A 20,325-nucleotide genomic window follows, 5' to 3' on the forward strand; every position below is an offset into this window, starting at 1 on the left:
GACGGCGCTCGGGTGATCAGGATCTCTCCCATGTCCCACGCCCTGCTGCCCTCCGCCGCCGCCCTCGCCGACCGCACCCCGCCCGAGCGCAACCGGGTCGTCGACCTGCTGCGCGCGGTGGCGATCATGGTCGTCGTCCTCGGGCACTGGCTGATGGCGGCCGTGTACGTCGACCGGGAGGGCGGTCTGCACCGCGGCGACCTGCTCGACCTCGCCGCGTGGACCCACCCGCTGACCTGGGTGCTCCAGGTGATGCCGGTGTTCTTCCTCGTCGGCGGCTACGCCAACGCGCTGTCGTGGCGCTCGGCCCGCCGCCGCGCCCAGCCGTACGGCGGCTGGCTCCGGTCCCGGTTGCGCCGGCTGGTGCTGCCCGTGCTCCCGCTCATGGTGTTCTGGGCGGTCCTCGCACCGGCGGCGCACGCGCTCGGCGCCGACCCGGACCTGCTCCGGATCGCCAGCCGGGCCTCGCTCGTGCCGACCTGGTTCCTCGCGGCGTACGTCGTCGTGGTCGCGGTCGCGCCCCTCACCCTGCTCGCGTGGGAGCGAGCGGGCTGGTGGGCGGTCGCCGGCGGGCTGGCGCTGGGTGGGCTGGTCGACTACGTCAGCGTGAGCCGGGACCTGCTCGCGGTGGGCTTCCTCAACTACGTCGTGGTGTGGTCGACGGTGCACATGCTCGGCTACGCCTGGCTCGACGGACGGCTCGCCTCGGCCGGTCGCCGGCTGGCGCTGGTGGTGCTCGGGCTCGGCGTCCTGTGGCTGCTCACGGTCCACGGCCCCTATGCGGTCTCGATGGTCGGCGTCAGCACCGACGAGATCGACAACGCCTACCCGACCCGGGTCACCCAGGGCTTCCTCGGGCTGCTCCAGGCCGGCGTCGTGCTCAGCCTGGAGCCGCTGCTGCGACGGCTGGTCGCGCGGCGCCGGGTGTGGGTCGCCACGGGGCTGGTCAACGGCCGGATCATGAGCATCTACCTGTGGCACCTGACGATGCTCGGCGTCCTCGTCGCGGGCTCCCTGGCGCTCGACGGCCTCGGCCTGCACCGGCTGCCCGACACCGCGGGCTGGTGGGCGACCCGGCCGCTGTACTTCGGGGTGCTGGCGCTGCTGACCGCCGGTGCGGTCGCGCTCGTGGGGCGCTTCGAGACGCCCGCGGCGGACCCGCGCCCCGCGCCCGCCGCCTGGCGGCCGGTGCTGGCGGTGCTCGGCGTGTGCGGCGGCCTCGGTGCGCTGGCGGCGCTCGGGATCGCCCGGGACGGCGCGATCCTCTGGTACCTCCCGCTGGTCCCGATCGCCGCCTGCCTGGTCGGGGGCGTGGTCCGGCTGCCGGGTAGCCTCGGCCGCCATGCAGCTGATCCGGCCCGGTGAGCCCCGCAGGTTCGTCCAGCTCTGGGTGAGCGAGGCGACGGGCGCATGGGTCCGGCGCGAGGGCGTCGTGGGCCGCGCGGGCAAGGCCACCGAGCTCGGCCTCGCGGGCGACGCGACGACGGCGGCGGAGCTCGCGGCGCCGTACCTGGCTGAGGGGTTCGCCGAGGTCGAGGACGCCGCGCTCGACTGGCTCGTCGTGCAGTGGGCCTCGCAGACCAAGCGCCGCGACGACTGGCTGGTCGAGCACGCGGGGCAGTGGCTGGCGGCCGTGCTCGACGAGCGCGGGCTGGGCTACGTCGACGGGCACGACCGCGGCAAGCGCGGCTCGGACGGTGCGCTGGTGCTCAACGTCTACGTCCGGGTCGCCGATGCCGAGGCGGGGCGCACGGCCGTGCTGGCCGCGCTGCGCCAGGGGCGGGCCGACGAGAAGCGGGCGAGCATCGCGCACCGGGCGCCGGACGGCGCGGAGTGGACGGTCCGCCACGAGCGGACGTCGGGGCGGCTGCCGGGCGGGTTCAGCCTCTGAGGTAGCCCGCCGCGCGCCAGCGGTCGAGCGCCGCGCGCAGGTCCGGGTGGTCGGCGCGGTCGGCGGCGCGGCCGCCGGCGACGAGTGCCGGGACGCCGGGCTCGGTGCCGGCGTCGTAGACGACGGTGACCCGGTTGGGCGTGCCCGCGTTGATGAGCGAGCCGAGCAGCGCGACGGGGTCGGTGCGGTCCTCGAGCGAGAGCACCTGGACGTCGGCCGGCAGCGCGGGCAGCTGGGCCGCGGGGGCGTTGGCGGTGACGACCTGGTCGACGACGAAGCCGGGCAGGTCGGTGCGGGTGGCGACCTCGAGCGCGGCCGCGCCGCCGCTGCCACGGCCGACGAGCATCACCCGGGTGGGCGCGGGTCCGGGCTCGACGGCGGCGCCGAGCGCGCGGATGACCGCGCCGGCCTGGCCGGAGGCGTCGCCGGAGACCAGGCGCAGGCGACCGGGGGCGGGCGTCGTCGTACCGCCGCAGGAGACGAAGGCGACGAGGCGGCCCGGCGCGACCCGCAGCACCCGCACGGGCTCGTCGGCGTCGGCACGGGCGAGGAGGGTCATCAGGTCGCCCAGGCCGGTGGGCGCGGCGCCCGGGTCGTCCTCGATGGCGACGGTCCCGCTCGCGGACGCGGTGGTCGCGTCGGGGGCCTCGGTGAGGTCGACCGCGACGTCGCGCAGGGCGGCGGCCCAGTCGTCAGTGAGCGGCGCGATGCCGGACGCGCGCAGGCCGCCGGAGCGGGCCGCGGCCCCGGCGTCGCCGGCGAGCACGCCGGCGGTGAGGAGCCCGCGCATCTGGAGGCTGTCGAGCACGCCGCCACCGGTGGTGACGTGCTCCATCAGCTCGGGGTTGGCCTCGGCCAGCTCGCCCAGGTAGGCCGCGACGCCGTCGCGGTCGAGCGCGTCGGTCTCGATCAGGCCGGCCGCCACGATCGCGCCGCCGAGGTTGACCTCGGGGGCGAGGTAGCCGATCGCCTTGCCCGCGATCGAGCCGAGGGTCTGGTAGGCCGCGGCCTGGAGGTCGTCGATCCAGCGGTAGGTGAGCACGGTCGCGCGCAGCACCAGGGCGTCGGCGTCGAGCTCGATGGAACGCCCGAGCAGGCCGCCCTTGCCGGTGGTCGCGCCGCGGACCTCGTCGTCGGCGGTCGCCCAGGTGGTGGGCGAGAGCGGCGCCGAGTCGGCGACATCGGGATCGGCGAGCACGTCGCGGCCGAGCTGGGCCCAGCTCCGCATCTGGGCGCCGGCGTCGTCGAAGAGGTCGGCCAGGCGCAGCATCTGGTCGTACTTGTCGGCGAGGTCGGCGGCCTCGACCGCGGTCGGCGGCGGGGTCTGCGGCGGGGTCTGCCGTTCGGCGGTCATCGCGCGGCCTCGCCGAGCACCGGCGCCACCACGGCGGCGAGGTCGTCGGGACCGACCGCGCGGACCTCGAGCCGTAGCGCCCCTTCGGCGTGGTGCGGCCGCAGCGCGCGCCAGCCGTCGGCCAGCAGCGACCAGGAGACGACGCCGACGGTGTCGACCGCGTCGCCCGAGACGTCGGCGACGAGCGCGCGGAGCCGGCCGCGGGCCTCGCCGGAGAGCGCGGTGAGGACCCGGACGACGACGTCGTCGGCCAGCGGACCGTCGGCACCGTGGACCCGGCCGGTGTGGCGGGCGACGAGCACGGGCAGCAGGTCGCCGCGTCCGGCGCTGCCTGCCTCGGCGGCGGCGTCGGCGAGCTCGAACGGCAGGTCGACGTACGACGGGACGGCGGAGCGCTCGACGGTGACCTCCTCGGAGGGCACCGCGATCCGGGCCAGCTCGGCCGGCCAGGCGTCGGTGCCGAACCAGCCGAGCTCGAAGACCATGCCGTCGGCGGTCGCGAGCGAGGCGACGGCGCTGCCGTCCTGGCGGTGCCAGACCTTGGCCTGGACGCCGGCCATCGAGACGTCGACGTCGAGCGCCAGGCGCGGGGCCGCGAGCAGTCCGATCGCGCCGGCGAGTCCGGGGTCGAGGCGGGTGCCGTCGAGCAGCCCGCGCCGGGCCAGCGACTCGTCGGGATCGTGGAGCGCGGCGACGACGCCGCGGTAGGCCTGGTCGTCGAGGGTGGCCGGGCTGCGGCCCAGCCGCGCCTGCATGGCGTCGGTGTCGCGCGGCGGCGCCACCTCGAACGGCAGCGGCGCCCCGCCGGCGAGCCGGGCGGCGTGCTGGAGCTCGGGGAGGGTGAGCCCGATCCGGCGCGGCGCGGCGACGAGCGCGGACGCCGGCCGGGTGGCGACGGTCGTGAGGTCGATGGTCGGCACGCGCTCAGCGCTCCAGGCCGGGGACGTCGACGCCCAGCCAGTCGCGGTGGCCGGACGGGGGCGGGGTGAACGCCGCGAGGGTCTCGTCGAGCGGGTCGGGCGTGATCCGCGGGCCGTGCCCGGCCTCGTTGCGGGTGGCGATCGCCGCGATCCGGCCCTGGGCGTCGGCGACCAGCGCGGACACCCGGGTCTCGGTCGCGCCGATCTCGTCGCGCACGGCGTCGACCGCCTCGGCGTGGTCGGCCAGGGCGTCGGCGGCGCCGGTGTGGCGCTCGGCCGCGATCCGCAGGTGGCTGGCCCGGTCGGTCACCCGCTCCCGCATCGCGTCGCCGGCCCGGCCAGTCCAGCCGAGTGCCTCGACCCGGGCGACCAGCTCGTCGGCGAGGGCGCGCACGTCGGCGCCCTGGTCGCGCAGCTGCGCGACCCGGCGCCGGATGATCTCGCTGTCGCCGTACATGAGTCGCGCCCTTCCCGTTCCCGCCCCGAGTCAAACCTGGGGGATTCCGCCCTCACGGACGCCTTCGTTGAGTCATCCTCGATCCATGACCGGCTCCCGTCATGCTGTCATCCGCTTCGCGATCGCGGAGTCCGCTCTCGGCTGGGTGCGTCGCGAGCACCACGAGTGACGGCGCGGAGCCGGGCCGCGTTCGCGCCCGAGGACGTCGCCGACGCACGCCGCGGAGAGCCCGCGACCGACCTGTCCGGCTGGGCTTCCGGAGCGGGCTGGGAGTACCTCGGCCAGCAGGTCCCGTCGGGCTTCGCGTCGGTCGTACCGATGTGGGCCGAGCACCTCTTCAGCTGCGCGCGCGGCGTCCTGGCCGGTGACGTCTTCGCCGCGGTGATGCACCAGCTCTACGAGGTCGCGGTGAGCACCGACGGCCCGGAGATGGACGGCGCCTTCCACGACGTCCGCTCGGGCGGCACCTGGAAGTGGCTGGGCACCTGGGACAACGGCCCCCGCGACGAGCCCTTCGCCCGCGACGCGGTCTGGGTGCCGGCCACCCGCGGCGCCGCTCGGGTCCCGCAGGCCGCGCTGCTGCCGCGGCTGTGCCTGCGCCGCTCGGACCGCCTGCCGTCGTCCGGCTCGCGCGACCTCGCCGACCTCGGGCTGGAGGGCTTCCGGCTGGCCGGCGAGACCGACCCGGTCCTCGACGAGATCATCGCGACCTGGCTCGGTGGCGAGGCGGGCGCCGCGCTGCGGGCGCTGCCGCACCCCTTCGTCGAGGTGGTCGTCGCGGGCGGGCACGTCGCCCTCGTCCGCAACGGGTACGCCGCCCCGGACGAGGCCGACGCCTTCGCGGCCGGGCTCGCCGCGCTCGCCCGGGGGCTGCGCGACGCCTGCGCGCCGCTCGCCGTGCCGGCGCCGGTGGGGAGTGCTCTGCCCCCGCCCGCGTGGGCCGACCCCGCGTGGACCGCGCCCGGCCTGCTCGACGTCCTCTCGGGCGCGTGGTGGGGCGCCTACCGCGAGGCCGCCGCCGAGCTCGGGCTCACCCTCGAGGACCCCGACGCCTTCCACCGCGCCTTCCCGGACCAGCCGGTGCCCGGTCGGGCCCAGGGCGTGCTGCGCGGCCGGGTCGACGGGCTCGCCACCGAGGCCCGACTCGCCTGGTTCGCCGACGGTGTCGCGCCGGTCGACGGCTGGGTCCGCGCTGCCCTGCTGCTCCCCGCGCCGGCCGGCGTCCCGGTGGCCGCCACCCGCCGCGGCGGGAGCCTGGTCGAGGAGACCGGGATGTGGGGTGAGGTCGTCGGCGACCTCGCCGCCTGCTGGACCGTACGACGGCTCCCGGGCACGCTCGACGCGGCGGGCGTCGTACCGGCTGCGGTGGCGGCGGCGCGCCGCCTGGGCTTCGTCCCGCCCGCCTAGCCGCGGCGGCGGGCGACCCGGCGCGCGGCGGCGACGACGGGGAGCACGACGGTCAGCACGAGCCCGGCGCCCGCGGTCGCCAGCACGCCGGCCGATCCCGCCCCGACGGCGGCGAGGACGAACGTGCCGCTCAGCACCGCGCGGGCCGCCACCCACCACCAGGGGCGCCGGCGCCACGACCGGGCGCGCGGGTCCGGCGCCGCGGGGTCGGCCCAGTGACCGGGTACCGGTAGGTCGCTCGGCTCCGGCACGCCGCGCAGCCGGCGCACGCGGCGGGCGCGGTGCTGCCGGTGCGCGAGCCGGAGGACGTAGGCCCCCAGCCCGCCGCTGAGCGCGGTCACCGCGAGGCCGCCCCACGCGGGCCCGTGCCCGTCGGCGACCGGCAGCAGCACGATCAGCCACGACGCCGCGAACACCGCCGCCATCAGCGCGGCGAGCACCGACAAGCCCCACCAGCTGGTCACCTGGGTGCCCGACACGACCGGGCCGAGGCCGATCTCGTCGGGTGCATAGCTGTGCGGCTCACCCGACCGGGTCAGCCGCAGCACCCGGTGCTCACCGCGCGCGAGCGCCGCCCGGTGCTCGTCGACGACGGCCTGGGGGTCCGGGGACTCAGCCCTCACAGCCGCCCGTCGAGCCGGTCGAGCGCGGTCGTGATGTCGTCGGCCGTCCCCGCGAAGCTGAACCGCAGGAACCGCCCGCCGTCCACGGTGTCGAAGTCGACGCCGGTCGCGACCGCGACGCCCGTGCGGGCGAGCAGGTCGCGGCAGTAGGCCATCGAGTCGGTGGTGAGGTGCCCGACGTCGGCGTAGGCGTAGAAGGCGCCGTCGGCCGGGGCGAGCCGGTCGATGCCCAGCCGGCGCAGGCCGTCGAGCAGCAGGCCGCGGTTGTGGGCGTAGCGCGCGACGTGCCCGTCGAGCTCGGCGTACGACGCGTCGTCGAAGGCGGCGAGCGCGGCGTGCTGGGCGAGCGCGGGCGGGCAGATCGAGAAGTTGCCGGTCAGCACGTCGACGGGGCGGCGGAGCCGCTCGGGGGCGAGCATCCAGCCCAGCCGCCAGCCGGTCATCGAGAAGTACTTCGAGAACGAGCCGAAGACGATGGCCTCGCGGGAGGTCTCCCAGGCGCTGCTCGACCGGGAGCCGGCGTACTGGATGCCGTGGTAGATCTCGTCCGAGACGAGCTGGACGCCGTGCTCCTCGCACCAGCGGGCGATCGCGGCGAGCTCCTCGGGCAGCAGCATGGTGCCGGTCGGGTTGGCGGGGCTGGCCACCACCAGGCCGTCGAGCGGCTGCTGCGCGTGCGCCTCGGCCAGCTGTGCAGGCGTCGGCTGGAAGCGGGTCGCCGGGCCGGTCGGGATCTCGACCAGGTCGCAGCCGAGCGCGCTGAGGACGTTGCGATAGCAGGGGTAGCCGGGCCGGGCGATCGCCACCCGCGCGCCCGCGTCGAAGGCGGCGAGGAACGCCAGCAGGAAGCCGCCGCTCGACCCGGTGGTGACGATGACGTCGTCGGCGTCGACCGCCACGTCGTAGGTACGGCGGTAGTGCCCGGCGATCGCCGCGCGCAGCTCGACGACGCCGGTCGCGGTCGTGTAGCCGAGCGGGTCGCCGCTGCCGAGCAGCCGGATCGCCGCCGCGCTGACGCCCGCGGGCGCGCCGGTGCTGGGCTGGCCGGCGACGAGGTTGACCAGGTCGCCGTGGGTGCGCTGCCGCTCCGCCGCCGCGGCGAGCAGGTCCATGACGTGGAACGGCGGGACGTTCGCCCGGGCGGCGGCGGTGAAGCGGTCGGTCACCCTCCGACCCTATGCGTCAGCGGGTGGCGGCGTGCCGGCCCGCCCGGCGGCCGAAGAACGAGCCCTCGCCGAGCTGGGTGCCCGAGCAGTAGCCCGCACCGTCCTGGGCGATGTTCGCCGCGCAGGCGCCCGCGGCGTAGAGGCCGGGCACGACCGACCCGTCCGTACGGCGTACCTCGCCGTCGACGGTGGTCGCCATGCCGCCGATGGTGAAGCCGGCGTAGAGCGCGACCCCCAGCGACAGATCCAGGACCGCCCACGGACCGGCGGTCTGCGGGGCGATCCAGTCGGGGTGCTTGTGGAAGTCGGGGTCCTCGCCGGCCGCCGCGTTGTCGTTGTAGCCGGTGACCGTCTTGACGAGCGAGCCGGCCGGCATGCCGAGCCCGGCCTCCATCTCCTCGAGCGTCTCGAAGCCGTCCTTGAGGGGCACCAGCGGCATGTGGTCCTCGCCGAGGTGCTCGCTGTCGACGATGAGGTACGCGACGGCGTCCGGCTGCTGCATCACGTGGTACGACGTCCGCGCGTGGTAGCTGTCCTCGGCGACGAAGCGCTGCCCGTCCTTGTTGACGATGATGCCCTTGCAGCGCGACGACGGCGGGTAGAACGGCGCGGTGATGAACGGCTCCTCCATGTTCTCCAGCGCGGCGCCGACCGACTCGCCCAGGCGGATGCCGAGGCCGTCGTCGTACGTCGAGCCGAGGGTGAACAGCTTGGAGCCCAGCGCGGGCGTGTAGCGGGCGACCATGTCGGCGTTCATCACGAAGCCGCCGGCCGCGACGACCACGCCACCGGCGCGGATGACGCCGGTCTGGTCGAACGACTTCCAGGCCAGGCCGACGACGCGGCCGTTCGCCGGGTCGCCGTCGACGACCAGGTTGGTCGCGCCGGTCTCGTAGCGGACCTCGACGCCGGCCTTCTCGACCTGCTCGCGCAGCAGGTCCATCACGATCTTGGTGCCCTCGGTGTCGCCGGGGACCGGGACCTTGTGCCCGCGCGGTGCCGGCGCGACCTGGTCGCGGAACGGCCAGACCTTCTCGTTGCCGGTGAACATCAGGCCCTCGGTGCCGGGCTGGATGACCGCCTTGCCGGGGAAGTACGAGCGCTCGAACTCGAAGCCGAGGGCCTCCAGCCAGTCGAAGTGGGCGACCGACCCCTCGCAGTAGGCGCGGATCTTCTCCTCGTCGGGGTCCTTCGTGCTCGCCATGAGGTAGCCGGCCATCGCCTCGACCGAGTCGTCGTGGCCGGTGGCCTGCTGCACGGCGGTCCCGCCGCCGAGGTAGAAGTGCCCGCCCGACATGGACGACGTGCCGCCGTGGACGGCCGCCTTCTCCAGCAGCAGCACCCGGGCGCCGCTCCGGGCGGCCTCGAGCGCGGCGCACCCGCCGGCGATGCCGAAGCCGACGACCACGACGTCGTACTGCTCCGTGTCGGGGGTCAGGACGTCGGCAGGCAGCGCGGCGGGAATGGCCAGGCCGGCGGGGAGGTTGTCGTTGTGCGAGCTCACGGGCTCAATCTAGAACATGTTCTACCGATAGACTACGGTCCCGCCACCCGACGAAAGCCGAGTTGCCTCTTGACGTTCGACGTCCACCAGCTCGACATGTTCCTGCTGATCGGCGCCGGGGTCACCTTCCTGGCCGTGCTGGCGGTGCGCGCATCCTTCGGGCTGGGTCTCCCCAGCCTCCTCGTGTACCTGCTCATGGGTGTCGCGCTCGGCGAGGCCGGTCTCGGGATCGGCTTCGAGGACGCCCAGCTCGCGCACGCTCTCGGCTTCGGCGCGCTGGCGGTGATCCTGGCCGAGGGCGGCCTGACGACCAACTGGCGTGACGCGCGCCCGGCGATGCGGCTCGGGCTGTCGCTGGCGACCCTCGGCGTGCTCGTCTCGATCGTGGTCGTCGCTGTCGGCGCGCACTTCCTGCTCGGGCTGTCCTGGCAGCTCTCGATCCTGCTCGGGGCGATCTGCTCGCCCACCGACGCCGCCGCGGTGTTCTCGGTGCTGCGCGTGGTCCCGCTGCCCAAGCGGATCACGGGGACGCTCGAGGCCGAGTCCGGCCTCAACGACGCCCCGACCGTCGTCCTGGTCACCCTCGTCTCGTCCGGCGCGGTCGGCGAGCACGGACTGCTCGGCACGACGGGGATCATGGTCTACGAGCTCGTCGCCGGCGTCGGGATCGGCCTCGCTGCCGGCTTCGGCGGCGCCTGGGTGATGCGGCGCGTGGCGCTGCCGGCGTCCGGTCTCTACCCGATCGCCGTGCTCTGCCTGACCTTCATCGGGTACGGCGCCGCGGCCGAGGTGCACGCGAGCGGCTTCGCCGCGGTCTTCGTCGCGGGGCTCGTGCTCGGCAATGCCGACCTCCCGCACCGCGCGGCCACCCGCTCGTTCGTCGAGGGCCTGGCCTGGCTCGCCCAGATCGGGCTGTTCGTCATGCTCGGCCTGCTGCTCTCGCCCGAGCGGCTCTCGTGGGCGACGGTCGGCATGGCGGTCGTCGCCGGCCTCCTGCTGACGTTCCTCGCCCGTCCGCTGTCGGTCCTCGTCAGCGCGGTGGTCAAGCCGATGAAGCTGCCCGAGCTGGCCTTCATCTCGTGGGCCGGCCTGCGCGGCGCGGTGCCCATCGTCCTGGCCACGATCCCGCTCGCCGCGGGCGTCGACGGCGCCACCCGGCTCTTCGACATCGTCTTCGTGCTCGTCGTCATCGACACCCTCATCACCGGCCCGACCCTTCCGCTGACCGCGCGCCTGCTGCGCGTGGCGCGGCGCTCGGAGCCGCGGGGGATCGACGTCGAGGCGGCCCCGCTCGAACGGGTCGCCGCCGACCTGCTCCAGATCACGATCAGTCCGTCGTCCAAGATGCACGGCGTCGAGGTCGGCGAGCTGCGGCTACCGCTCGGCGCCAACGTCGCGATGGTGGTGCGCGAGGGGCACACGCTGGTGCCCGAGCGGCGTACCGTCCTGCGCCACGGCGACGACCTGATCGTGGTCACCCCGCGCAAGCTCCGCGAGGACACCGAGCGCCGACTGCGCCAGGTCAGCTCGGGCGGGCGCCTCGCGCAGTGGCTGCACGACTGAGCGCGCGGACCGTCAGCTGACGCTGTCGGGCTGGCTGCTCAGCGGCGGCGTGCAGATGTGGGAGTCCTTCTGGGCGGTGACCTTGTCCTGGCCCTTCTTGACGCCCTGGAAGCGCTTGCCGACGACGATCGTCACGCCCGGGTAGCCCGAGGGCTGGTCGACGATGTCGACGTTCTTGCCGAGGTACGACGCCAGCAGGAGCGCCGCCGGGTCGCCGGGGTCGCTCGCCCACACCTGCGCACCCACGGCGCCGGTCTTGTCGGGGGCGTTGCCGAGCTTGCCCTTGACGAAGCCGAAGGTCTCGAGCTTGGACAGCGTGTCGCCCGCCAGCCCGTTGGGCCCGCCCGCGTTGAGCACCGTCACCATCACCTGGGGCGGCGCGACGTCGTCCCCGGCCGGGATGAGCGTGTCGGTGCACGGCTGCGCGGCGACCTTCTCGGGGAACGGCTCGGCGATCTGGGACCAGGCCCAGATCACCCCACCGAGGAAGAGCACGGCCAGCACGGCCAGGGTGATGGCGGAGCGGCTGTTCTCCCGCACGTCCAGGGCCACGTCGTCAGCCTTCCATCCGGATCACGCGGGCGTGGAGCACGTGCCGCTGCTGGAGGGCCGCCCGCAGCGCGCGGTGCAGCCCGTCCTCGAGGTAGTAGTCGCCCTGCCACAGCACCACGTGGGCGAACAGGTCGCCGAAGAAGGTCGAGTCCTCGTCGAGGAGCGACGAGAGCTGGAGCGTGTCCTTGGTGGTGACGAGCTGGTCGAGACGGATCTGGCGCGGCGGCACGGCAGCCCACCCCTTGGAGGTGAGGCCGTGGTCGGGATAGGGACGACCGTCCCCGACGCGCTTGAAGATCACGGCTTCGGAGTCTACGGGTCGGGTGCAGACAGGCGCCGGTGGCATGTTCGGTCTTCACGGAATCTCCTAGAGTTCCGCACATGACCCAGGAGCAGACGCCCACTCCCGACGCAGCACCTGAGACCGCACCGGCCGCCGCGCCTGAGACCGCACCCGCGAGCACCAACCCGATCGAGCAGGCGATCGCGCCCGGCTACGCCTTCGAGGGCCCGGCCCTCGAGCTCGGCGGGCTGATGGCCGGTCCCGACGAGCTGACCGGCAGCACCATCCGGATCCCGCTCGCGATGCTCAACCGGCACGGCCTGGTGGCCGGCGCCACCGGTACCGGCAAGACCAAGACCCTCCAGCTGCTCGCCGAGCAGCTCAGCGCGGCCGGCGTCCCGGTCTTCGCGGCCGACATCAAGGGCGACCTGTCCGGCCTGGCCACCGCCGGCGAGGCCAACGACAAGCTGCTGGCCCGTACCAAGTCGGTGGGCCAGGAGTGGACGGCGACCGGCTTCCCGGTGGAGTACTACGCGCTGGGCGGCCAGGGGATCGGCATCCCGATCCGGGTGACCGTGACGTCCTTCGGGCCGATCCTGCTGAGCCGGGTGCTGGGGCTCAACGACACCCAGGAGTCCAGCCTGGGCCTGGTCTTCCACTACGCCGACAAGCAGGGCCTGCCGCTGCTCGACCTGTCCGACCTGCGCGCCGTCGTCCAGCACCTGACCAGCGACGAGGGCAAGGCCGACCTCAAGGAGCTCGGTGGGCTCTCGTCGGCGACCGCGGGCGTGATCCTGCGCGAGCTGATCGGGTTCGCCGACCAGGGCGCCGAGGCGTTCTTCGGTGAGCCCGAGTTCGACTCCGCCGACCTGCTCCAGCAGGCGGCCGACGGGCGCGGGCTGATCAACCTCGTCGAGCTGCCGAACCTCCAGGACCGCCCGGCGATCTTCTCGACGTTCCTGATGTGGCTCCTCGCCGACCTCTTCCACGACCTGCCCGAGGTGGGCGACGTGGACCAGCCCAAGCTGGTGTTCTTCTTCGACGAGGCGCACCTGCTGTTCAAGGACGCCTCCAAGCCGTTCCTCGAGTCGATTGCCCAGACGGTGCGGCTCATCCGGTCCAAGGGGGTCGGCGTCTTCTTCGTGACGCAGAGCCCGACCGACGTACCGGACGACGTCCTGGCCCAGCTCGGCTCGCGGATCCAGCACCAGCTCCGCGCCCACACGCCCAACGACGCCAAGGCGCTCAAGGCGACCGTCAACACCTACCCCAAGAGCGCGTACGCCGACCTCGGCGAGGTGATCACCACGCTCGGCATCGGCGAGGCGATCGTGACCGTCATGGGCGAGAAGGGCGCGCCGACGCCCGTCGCCTGGACCCGGCTGCGCGCGCCCGAGTCGCTGATGGCGCCCAGCACCACGGAGTCGATGGAGGCCACGGTCAAGGCCAGCCCCCGGGCCACCAAGTACGCCGACGTGATCGACCGCGAGTCGGCCCGCGAGATCCTCGCCAAGAAGCTCGAGGAGGGCGCCAAGGCGGCCGAGGCGGCCGAGGCGGCCAAGTCGGCGCCGGCCGGCAAGAGCACGGGCAAGGCCGCGCCCAAGGCCAAGAAGGACGACGGCGGCGGGGCCGGCGAGATCGTCAAGGACGTCGTGAAGTCCTCGGCCTTCAAGCAGTTCATGCGCACCGCGGCGGCCGAGATCGCGCGCGGCATGTTCGGTACGGCCCGCCGCCGCCGCTGACGCACCACCGCCGGCCCGGCTCGTGCGTGACGAGCCGGACCGGCGATGGGGGGAAGTGGACGGTGGGTCGGTCAGGCAGCCAGGTGGTCAGCCAGCCTGGTGGTCAGGCGGTCCAGCGCAGGGAGTCGTCGACGAAGTCGGCGAGCGGGTGCACGCCGCGCAGGTCGCCGCGCTCCTCCATCAGGCGGGACAGGCCGGCCGCGTGCCGGTTGCGGAGCGCGGCACGACGGGCGACGGTGCGGTCCTCGGGGTTCAGCTCCTCGATGTTGTTCATGTCGTCCAGCCTGCGCGGCGCAGGTTTCTGCGCGGCCGCTCGACGGTTACGAGTCGGTGACCTGGGCTGTGATCGCCACTACATCCCCGAGCGGCCTGCCCCCAGGCGGGCAAGCTCGTCGTGCGCCGCGACCATGGCCGGGCCGTACCAGGTCAGCAGCCGGCCCGACGCCAGCTCGGTCGGCACCCGGGTGAACGCCTCGGGCCCGTCGTCGGCGGTGAACACGTAGGGCTCGTCGGGCAGCAGCACCAGGTCGACGTCGTCGCGGTCCAGCGCGGCGAGCTCGACGTGGGGGTAGCGCTCGGCACCGTCGTCGAAGGCGTTGGTCCAGCCGAGCCGGCGCAGCAGGTCGCCGGTGTAGGTGCGCGGGCCGACCACCATCCACGGGTCCCGCCAGATCGGTACGACGACCCGCCCGCGGCTCGGGGGCAGCGGCCGGTCCCAGCGCTCGCGGGCCTGGCGAAGCCAGTCCGGCCGGGCGTGGGCCAGCGCGCCGTCGTACAGGCGGTCGAGGGAGGTGAGCGCCTGCGGCACCGTCTCGATGTCGGTCACCCACACCGCGACACCCGACTCGCGGAGGCGGCGGACGTCGAGCTCGCGGTTCTCCTCCTTGTTGGCCACGACCAGGTCGGGGGCGAGCGCGCGGATCGCGGCGAGGTCGGGGTTCTTGGTGCCCCGCACGCGTCGTACGTCGAGGTCGGCGGGGTGGGTGCACCAGTCGGTCGCGCCGACCAGGCGCTCGGGGACGTCGCGGGCGAGGGCCTCGGTGATCGACGGGACGAGGGAGACGATCCGGGCCGCCGGGGCGGTCAGGGGGACCGCGTCGCCGAGGTCGTCGGCGGGGGCGTCGACGGGGGCGTCGACGGGGGTCGCAGGGGTGCCGCTCACCGGTTCAGGCTAGGTCACGGGCGGGGGCGGGGCTGACGGTCGCTGCCTGCGGCATAGCCCGTTCGTACCACTCCCTTCGGACCAGTTCCCTCTAGCCAGCGCGCAGTTCTTTACGCAAGGATCGGCCTCGACCCCGTGATCCGGCCGCATGGGAAGCCGTCAGGCTCGGCCGGATCGCTGCTGGGGGAGAGAAAGGGTCGTCATGCTCCGTCTTCGACTTCTGTGCGCCGTCGGGACCGCCGCCGTGGCCACCGCGGCGCTCGCGCCGGTGGTCAGCAGCGCCCCGCCGGCCGTCGTACCGGTGACCTTCGCGGCGGCCCCGGCCACGACCAAGGCGCCTACCTGCGGAGGCGAGCGCCCGGTCAAGACGGGCGGCGGCCGCTACACCTGCTCGTTCGACGACGACTTCAACGGGACCGCGCTCGACATGACCAAGTGGGTGGTCCAGGAGACCGCCGTCACCGGGATCAGCGCGCTCGGCAAGGGCTGCTACGTCAACAACTCCAACAACGTCCGGGTCAGCGGCGGGCAGCTCCTGCTGACCTCGCGCAAGGAGTCGGCGTACTTCCAGTGCCAGAGCCCGTTCGGCACGTACACGACCGAGCGCACGGCCGCCACGATCGGCAGCTACGGGTTGTTCAACCAGACCTACGGCCGTTTCGAGTTCCGTGCCAAGATGCCGGCGACGACGATCACCGGCATCCACTCCGCGCTCTGGCTCTACCCCCAGAAGCACACCTACGGCGGCTGGCCGAACTCCGGCGAGGTTGATGTCGCCGAGTGGTTCAGCGCCGACGCCTCCCGGGTCTACCCCTCGGTGCACTACGCCGGCGAGGACACCCGCCTGAGCACCGGCTACAACTGCCGGATGCTGGCGACCTCCCAGTTCCACCGCTACGCGGTGGAGTGGACGCCGACCTCGATGCGCTTCCTCTACGACAACCGGGTCTGCTACACCCACACCTGGACCCCGGCCTCGCCCCTGTCCGCCCCGCAGCCCTTCGACCAGCCGTTCTACGTCGTCCTGACCCAGGTCTTCGGCGGCGCCTGGAACGCCATCACCGCCCAGACCCCCACCTCAGCGACGATGACCGTCGACTGGGTCCGCGTCTGGAAGTAGCCCGCCCCCCGCCGAAGGCGCAGGTCTCCCGCCCCGAGGGCGCAGGTTTCCGGTGCCGAGGGCGCAGGTTCCCGGCGCCGAGGTCGCCGGGCGCCGGCCCGCCCGGGCCACTGCGACCTCGAGCGGGCAACCCTGCGCCCTCGAGGCGGGAACCGCGCGACTTCGGCGCCGGAACCCTGCGACTTCGGCGGGTGGGGGGATCAGCGGAGGGCGAGGGAGCCCGAGGTGACCGGGGCCCAGGGGAGCTCGGCGTGCTCGGCGATGCGCTGGTCGAGGCCCTGGGCGATGTCCTCGGGCCAGGGGGCGGTCTTGCGGTCCTCGAGGCGGACGCAGAGGAAGATCTCCTCGAAGACGCACGCGACGCGGCCGTTGGTGTCGTCGAGGACGTAGACCTGGGCGTGGGCGGCGCGCTCGGCGCGGCCGAGGAGGCGGACCCGGACGGACATCTCGTCGCCGGTGCGCAGCTCGTGCAGGTAGGTCAGGTGGTGCTCGGCGGACAGGCAGGCGAAGCCGGTGAGGACCGGCCAGTTGAACGGGATGCCGAGGTCGTAGAGCGACTCGTCGAGGCCCTCGCTGCCGATGCCGAGGTAGTGGCGCACGTTGAGGAAGCCGTTGCTGTCCTCGAAGGCGCTGGGGACCGGCTGGACCGCGAAGGCGGGCAGCGGGGCGAGCTGGTCGTACGTCGGCTGCGTGCTCATACCCCGGACCCTAGCGAGTCCGTCCGGGGATTGGCTGGCGGGCGACACGCAGGCGTACCCTGGACGGAGTAGTTCCCATCCGTGGGTGCATCTACCTCGCGCCGGAGCAAGACCGGCGGTCCAAGGCGGCACCGTTCCACCCCTTGGAGTCGAGGTCATGAGCGATCACGCGCCTTCTCTGGTCCGGGCCACCGGTCCGTCGTACTTCCCGATCGCGCTCGTGGCGCGGCTGCCCTACGCGATGATGGTCGTCGGGGTGCTCACCCTGGTGGTCGCCGGTCGCGACTCGCTGGCCTTCGGTGGCCTCAACTCGGCGCTGGTCGGGCTGGGTGCGGCGTGCGTGGGTCCGCTGCTGGGGGCTGCGGCCGATCGCTACGGGCAGCGGCGGGTGCTGCTGGCGAGCGGCGTCGCGTCGGCGTCGGCGCTCGCGCTCATGGCGTGGGTGGTCTACAGCCCGCTGCCGGGGGTCGCGGTGCTGGCGGTGGCGTTCCTGGTCGGGGCGAGCGCGCCGCAGATCGCGCCGATGTCGCGCAGCCGGCTGGTCCAAATCATCGGCTCCAAGATCGCGCCGGGACGTCGTTCGCGCACGTTCGACGCGACCATGGCGTACGAGTCGGCGGCCGACGAGATCGTCTTCATCGTGGGCCCGTTCGTCGTCGGCATCCTCGGTACGACGCTCGACCCGTGGGCCCCCGTCGCCGGCGCTGCGGTGCTGACCCTGGTGTTCGTCTCGGCGTTCGCGCTGCACCCGTCCGCCGCCCTCGCGGCCGGCCACGGCGAGCAGGCGATCGTCCCCGCGCCCGTGCGCGAGCTGACCCGGCCGGCGCTGCTGGCCGTGGTGGCGGGCATCTTCGGCGTGGGGCTGTTCTTCGGCTCGATGCTGACCTCGCTCACGTCGTTCATGGCCGACCACGGCAGTGCCGCCTCCGCCGGCCTCGTGTACGGCGTCATGGGCATCGGCTCGGCGTCGCTGGCGCTGGGCGTGGCGCTGTTCCCGTCGTCCTTCTCGCTGCGCGCGCGGTGGCTGGTGTTCGCGCTGACCATGCTGGCCGGTGCGCTGCTGCTGCCGCTGGCGTCGTCGGTGCTCGGGATGTGCCTGGTGCTGCTGGTGATCGGCTGCGGCATCGGCCCGACGATGGTCACCCAGTACAGCCTCGGCGCGGTCCGCAGCCCGATCGGGCGCTCGGCCACCGTGATGACGATCCTCGGCTCGGCCGTGATCGTCGGGCAGTCCACCGCCTCGGCCGTCACCGGCGGTCTGGCGGACCGGTTCGGCACCGACGCCGCGCTGGTCGTGCCGATCGTCGCGGCCGCGGTCGTCGTCCTGGCGGGTGTCGCCAACTGGGTGCTCTCGCCGGTCGAGCCCGGCCCGGCGGCCGACCCCGCTCCGGCGCCCCGACCGGTCGCCACGGCGGCGTCCGGGGCCTGATCCCGACGGCTCAGGGGCGGGGCTCGATGATCGAGCCGTGCCGGTCGACGATGCGGGCGGGAGGCAGCGCCGGCTGCGCTGCGAGCCGGTCGAGCACCGCCGTCGCGGTCGCTGAGCCGGCGAACGACGACGCTGCCTGAAACAGGAGCGCGTCGGGGTGCACCGTGACGCGCTCACCCTGCTCTTCCAGCATCTCGACCACGTGGACCAGCGGGTTGGTGCGGGGCCCGGCGTCCGTCGCCAGCCGGAAGGCGCGGCGCACCTCGTCGACGTCCGCCGGCCAGGATCGGAGCTCCTTCCCGATCATCGCCGCGTGTGCCTCGTAGGCATCGCCCGTCGTCTCGACGGACCACCCGGGCCAGAGCAGGTCGAAGGGCACGATCTGCATGTCGTCGTCGCCCAGGGACCACCACCGGACGGTGCGTGCGTCGAAGTCGACGTGGATCCCGGTCACCAGGCGGCGGTCCAGCCGGGCCAGGTGTGCTCGACGACGTGGTTCACGATGCGGGGGAGGTAGTTGAGCTCGCTCTCCTCGGCCCATGCCACCAGCCGTCGCCGCAGGTCGATCAGCAGCGAGCCCTCGATCCAGGTCGCACCGGTCCACTCGGCCGGGGTGTCGACCCCCATGGGCTCCATCCGCCGGACCCGGTCGATGGTCGCCTCGAACCCGTCGAGAGCGATGTCCATGCCGATCGTCTGCGCCGCCCAGTGGTCGTAGTAGAGGTCCGCGCGCGACCCGTCGAGGACGATCACACCCAGTCGCGAACCCATGCCGGACATCCTGCTCGTTCGCCCCGGCGACGTCGCCTGAATAACTCCGGTGTGCCCCGGGCCGGAGCGACCCGAGGCACACCAGCAGCGCTCAGAACAGGTCGGGGACCGTCCAGCCGTCGAGGTCGTACTCGGCGAGGAACTCGTCCGCGAAGCCCTTCATCGCGGCCACGTGCCCGCGGTTCTGGGCGGCGAAGAGCAGCTCGGCCTTCACGTTCTCGTGGTTGCCCGAGTAGTTGCGCTCGTACAGCTCGTGGCGCCCGCCGAACTCGGAGCCGATGGAGTCCCACAGTGCCTTCATCACCTTGACCCGGTCGACGGCGGTGATGCCGTTGGAGCCGCGGACGTACTTGTCGAGGTACGGGCGCACCTCCGGCGACTTGAAGTCGGCGGCGCCCGAGGGCAGGTAGATCAGGCCCGAGGCGACGTCCTGCTCGATGATCTCCTTGACCCGCGGGTAGCCGTGGATCATGAACATCCGGTAGGTCAGGCCGTACTCGAGCTTCGGGATGACGGCGTCGCCGACCCACGGCTCGGGGTCGCGAGCCATCGACTCGGTGAGCGACCAGAAGAGGTTGCGCCAGCCGATGACCTCGCCGACCCGGGTCTGGACGCCGCGGAAGTCGCCGGAGCCGGTGGCGTCGAGGGCCTTCATCAGCAGGCCGGCGATGAAGTCGAGCTTGACCGCGAGGCGGGTGCAGCCCTGGAAGGTGAAGCGGGGCAGGAAGCCGGACTGGGGGAAGAACGCGTTGATCCGGTCGACGTCGCCGTACATGAAGACGTTCTCCCAGGGCACGAGCACCTTGTCGAAGACGAAGATGGTGTCGTTCTCGTCCATCCGGCTCGAGAGCGGGTAGTCGAAGGGCTCGCCGTTCTTGGCCGCCTGCTCCGTGTACGACGAGCGGCAGATCAGCTTGATGCCCGGCGCGTCCATGGGCACGGTGCAGATGAGCGCGAACTGCTTCTTGCGGATCGGCAGGCCGTAGTGGGCGATGAAGTTGTAGTTGGTGATCGCCGAGCCGGTGGCGACGACCTTGGCGCCGGAGACGACGAGGCCGGCGTCGGTCTCCTTCTCGACCTTCATGTAGACGTCGCCGACCTCGTCGGGCGGCAGGTTGCGGTCGACCGGCGGGTTGATGATCGCGTGGTTCCAGTAGAGGACCTTCTCCTGGGACTCGCGGTACCAGCGCTCGGCGTTGTCCTGGAACGGCGCGTAGAGCTCCTTGTTGGCGTGGAGCGTGCCGAGGAAGGACGCCTTGTAGTCGGGGCTGCGGCCCATCCAGCCCCACGTCATCTTGGCCCAGCGGGCGATCGCGTCGCGTTCCTTGAGCAGGTCGGCGGACGAGGTGGGGGTCTTGAAGAACGGCATGGTGACGCCGCCGTTGCCGGTGTCGGTGGGCACCGTGAGCTCGTCGACGTGGGGGCCGGTGTGGAGGGCGTCGTACAGGCGGGCGGTCATCCGGACCGGGTTGCGGAACGCCGGGTGCGTGGTGACGTCCTTGACCCGCTCGCCGTGGAGGTAGATCTCGCGGCCGTCGCGGAGGCTCTCGATGTACTCGTCCCCGGTCATCGGCCGGGACGCGAAGTTGGTCTGCTGGTTGGCGGGGGCGTTCGCGGCCGGGTTGACGGTCGGCGGACCGTCGCCGGCGGCGGTCTCGGGGGCGAGGGTGTCGGTCATCGGGT

The 20,325-nt window shown here is 73.5% G+C and carries 20 protein-coding genes and 1 pseudogene; 7 read left to right on the plus strand and 14 right to left on the minus strand.

Annotated features, from left to right (window positions below; genetic code table 11):
- Positions 1-30 precede the first annotated feature (30 nt).
- Together CCO04_RS03195 and CCO04_RS03200 are read left to right on the plus strand one after the other, a co-directional pair.
- On the plus strand, positions 31-1,365 hold the full coding sequence (locus CCO04_RS03195; RefSeq protein ID WP_215812636.1) for an acyltransferase family protein: 1,335 nt from the start codon (positions 31-33) through the stop codon (positions 1,363-1,365).
- Entirely contained in the window at positions 1,343-1,891 is a 549-nt protein-coding gene (locus tag CCO04_RS03200) for a hypothetical protein (protein WP_215812637.1), read from the plus strand. Before CCO04_RS03195 ends, CCO04_RS03200 begins: the two co-directional genes overlap by 23 nt.
- On the opposite strand, the gene CCO04_RS03205 is transcribed toward CCO04_RS03200, so the two are convergent.
- The 3 genes and pseudogenes from CCO04_RS03205 to CCO04_RS03215 form a co-directional block, all read right to left on the minus strand.
- On the minus strand, positions 1,881-3,245 hold the full coding sequence (locus CCO04_RS03205) for a hypothetical protein (RefSeq protein WP_215812638.1): 1,365 nt from the start codon (positions 3,243-3,245) through the stop codon (positions 1,881-1,883). The genes CCO04_RS03200 and CCO04_RS03205 overlap by 11 nt on opposite strands.
- Positions 3,242-4,165 carry a hypothetical protein gene (locus CCO04_RS03210; RefSeq protein WP_215812639.1) on the minus strand — a complete coding sequence of 308 codons (924 nt, stop codon included), beginning with the start codon at positions 4,163-4,165 and terminating at the stop codon, positions 3,242-3,244. The genes CCO04_RS03205 and CCO04_RS03210 overlap by 4 nt, the downstream gene beginning before the upstream one ends.
- Before the next feature lie 4 nt (positions 4,166-4,169).
- Positions 4,170-4,628, minus strand: a pseudogene (locus CCO04_RS03215) (WXG100 family type VII secretion target); the annotation flags it as partial.
- Positions 4,629-4,787: 159 nt separating this feature from the next.
- Here CCO04_RS03215 and CCO04_RS03220 point away from each other — a divergent pair.
- Positions 4,788-6,029, plus strand: coding sequence for a hypothetical protein (locus CCO04_RS03220; protein WP_215812641.1), 1,242 nt, complete (start codon positions 4,788-4,790; stop codon positions 6,027-6,029).
- On the opposite strand, the gene CCO04_RS03225 is transcribed toward CCO04_RS03220, so the two are convergent.
- The 3 genes from CCO04_RS03225 to CCO04_RS03235 are packed head-to-tail and all read right to left on the minus strand — an operon-like array spanning position 6,026 to position 9,322.
- Positions 6,026-6,652 (minus strand): hypothetical protein, encoded by a 627-nt coding sequence (locus tag CCO04_RS03225; protein WP_215812642.1) that lies wholly within the window; start codon positions 6,650-6,652, stop codon positions 6,026-6,028. The two genes, CCO04_RS03220 and CCO04_RS03225, sit on opposite strands and share 4 nt — an antisense overlap.
- Complete coding sequence (locus CCO04_RS03230) at positions 6,649-7,818, minus strand: aminotransferase class I/II-fold pyridoxal phosphate-dependent enzyme (RefSeq protein WP_308281110.1); 1,170 nt, start codon at positions 7,816-7,818, stop codon at positions 6,649-6,651. The genes CCO04_RS03225 and CCO04_RS03230 overlap by 4 nt, the downstream gene beginning before the upstream one ends.
- Positions 7,819-7,834: 16 nt before the next feature.
- Positions 7,835-9,322 (minus strand): FAD-binding protein, encoded by a 1,488-nt coding sequence (locus tag CCO04_RS03235; protein WP_308281111.1) that lies wholly within the window; start codon positions 9,320-9,322, stop codon positions 7,835-7,837.
- A gap of 69 nt (positions 9,323-9,391) precedes the next feature.
- Here CCO04_RS03235 and CCO04_RS03240 point away from each other — a divergent pair, with 69 nt between their 5' ends.
- Positions 9,392-10,885 (plus strand): potassium/proton antiporter, encoded by a 1,494-nt coding sequence (locus CCO04_RS03240; RefSeq protein WP_308220332.1) that lies wholly within the window; start codon positions 9,392-9,394, stop codon positions 10,883-10,885.
- A 12-nt stretch (positions 10,886-10,897) separates the two neighbouring features.
- On the opposite strand, the gene CCO04_RS03245 is transcribed toward CCO04_RS03240, so the two are convergent.
- Together CCO04_RS03245 and CCO04_RS03250 are read right to left on the minus strand one after the other, a co-directional pair.
- The gene (locus CCO04_RS03245) at positions 10,898-11,437 is read right to left on the minus strand and encodes a LytR C-terminal domain-containing protein (protein ID WP_215812643.1); all 540 of its coding nucleotides are present in this window, start codon (positions 11,435-11,437) and stop codon (positions 10,898-10,900) included.
- Between the two features lie 4 nt (positions 11,438-11,441).
- On the minus strand, positions 11,442-11,738 hold the full coding sequence (locus tag CCO04_RS03250) for a type II toxin-antitoxin system VapB family antitoxin (protein WP_215812644.1): 297 nt from the start codon (positions 11,736-11,738) through the stop codon (positions 11,442-11,444).
- An 80-nt stretch (positions 11,739-11,818) separates the two neighbouring features.
- On the opposite strand from CCO04_RS03250, the gene CCO04_RS03255 reads away from it, so the two are divergent.
- Positions 11,819-13,462, plus strand: a complete 1,644-nt coding sequence (locus CCO04_RS03255) for a helicase HerA-like domain-containing protein (protein WP_215812645.1) — start codon at positions 11,819-11,821, stop codon at positions 13,460-13,462.
- A 103-nt stretch (positions 13,463-13,565) separates the two neighbouring features.
- On the opposite strand, the gene CCO04_RS03260 is transcribed toward CCO04_RS03255, so the two are convergent.
- The gene (locus CCO04_RS03260) at positions 13,566-13,736 is read right to left on the minus strand and encodes a hypothetical protein (RefSeq protein ID WP_215812646.1); all 171 of its coding nucleotides are present in this window, start codon (positions 13,734-13,736) and stop codon (positions 13,566-13,568) included.
- A gap of 78 nt (positions 13,737-13,814) precedes the next feature.
- Complete coding sequence (locus CCO04_RS03265) at positions 13,815-14,624, minus strand: helical backbone metal receptor (protein ID WP_308281112.1); 810 nt, start codon at positions 14,622-14,624, stop codon at positions 13,815-13,817.
- A 202-nt stretch (positions 14,625-14,826) separates the two neighbouring features.
- Here CCO04_RS03265 and CCO04_RS03270 point away from each other — a divergent pair, with 202 nt between their 5' ends.
- The gene (locus tag CCO04_RS03270) at positions 14,827-15,744 is read left to right on the plus strand and encodes a family 16 glycosylhydrolase (protein ID WP_215812647.1); all 918 of its coding nucleotides are present in this window, start codon (positions 14,827-14,829) and stop codon (positions 15,742-15,744) included.
- Between the two features lie 200 nt (positions 15,745-15,944).
- On the opposite strand, the gene CCO04_RS03275 is transcribed toward CCO04_RS03270, so the two are convergent.
- Positions 15,945-16,442 (minus strand): thioesterase family protein, encoded by a 498-nt coding sequence (locus CCO04_RS03275; protein WP_215812648.1) that lies wholly within the window; start codon positions 16,440-16,442, stop codon positions 15,945-15,947.
- Positions 16,443-16,599: 157 nt separating this feature from the next.
- Between CCO04_RS03275 and CCO04_RS03280 the strand changes: the two genes are divergently transcribed.
- Positions 16,600-17,871, plus strand: coding sequence for an MFS transporter (locus CCO04_RS03280; protein WP_215812649.1), 1,272 nt, complete (start codon positions 16,600-16,602; stop codon positions 17,869-17,871).
- 10 nt (positions 17,872-17,881) lie between these two features.
- On the opposite strand, the gene CCO04_RS03285 is transcribed toward CCO04_RS03280, so the two are convergent.
- The 3 genes from CCO04_RS03285 to CCO04_RS03295 all read right to left on the minus strand — a co-directional run bounded on the left by CCO04_RS03285 (position 17,882) and on the right by CCO04_RS03295 (position 20,320).
- Positions 17,882-18,325, minus strand: coding sequence for a hypothetical protein (locus CCO04_RS03285; RefSeq protein WP_215812650.1), 444 nt, complete (start codon positions 18,323-18,325; stop codon positions 17,882-17,884).
- Positions 18,322-18,642 (minus strand): hypothetical protein, encoded by a 321-nt coding sequence (locus CCO04_RS03290; protein WP_215812651.1) that lies wholly within the window; start codon positions 18,640-18,642, stop codon positions 18,322-18,324. Before CCO04_RS03290 ends, CCO04_RS03285 begins: the two co-directional genes overlap by 4 nt.
- A 91-nt stretch (positions 18,643-18,733) precedes the next feature.
- Positions 18,734-20,320 (minus strand): 4-hydroxyphenylacetate 3-hydroxylase family protein, encoded by a 1,587-nt coding sequence (locus tag CCO04_RS03295; RefSeq protein ID WP_215812652.1) that lies wholly within the window; start codon positions 20,318-20,320, stop codon positions 18,734-18,736.
- Positions 20,321-20,325 lie beyond the last annotated feature (5 nt).

It is taken from the genome of Pimelobacter sp. 30-1 (genome assembly GCF_018831735.1).
Taxonomy (GTDB): domain Bacteria; phylum Actinomycetota; class Actinomycetes; order Propionibacteriales; family Nocardioidaceae; genus Nocardioides.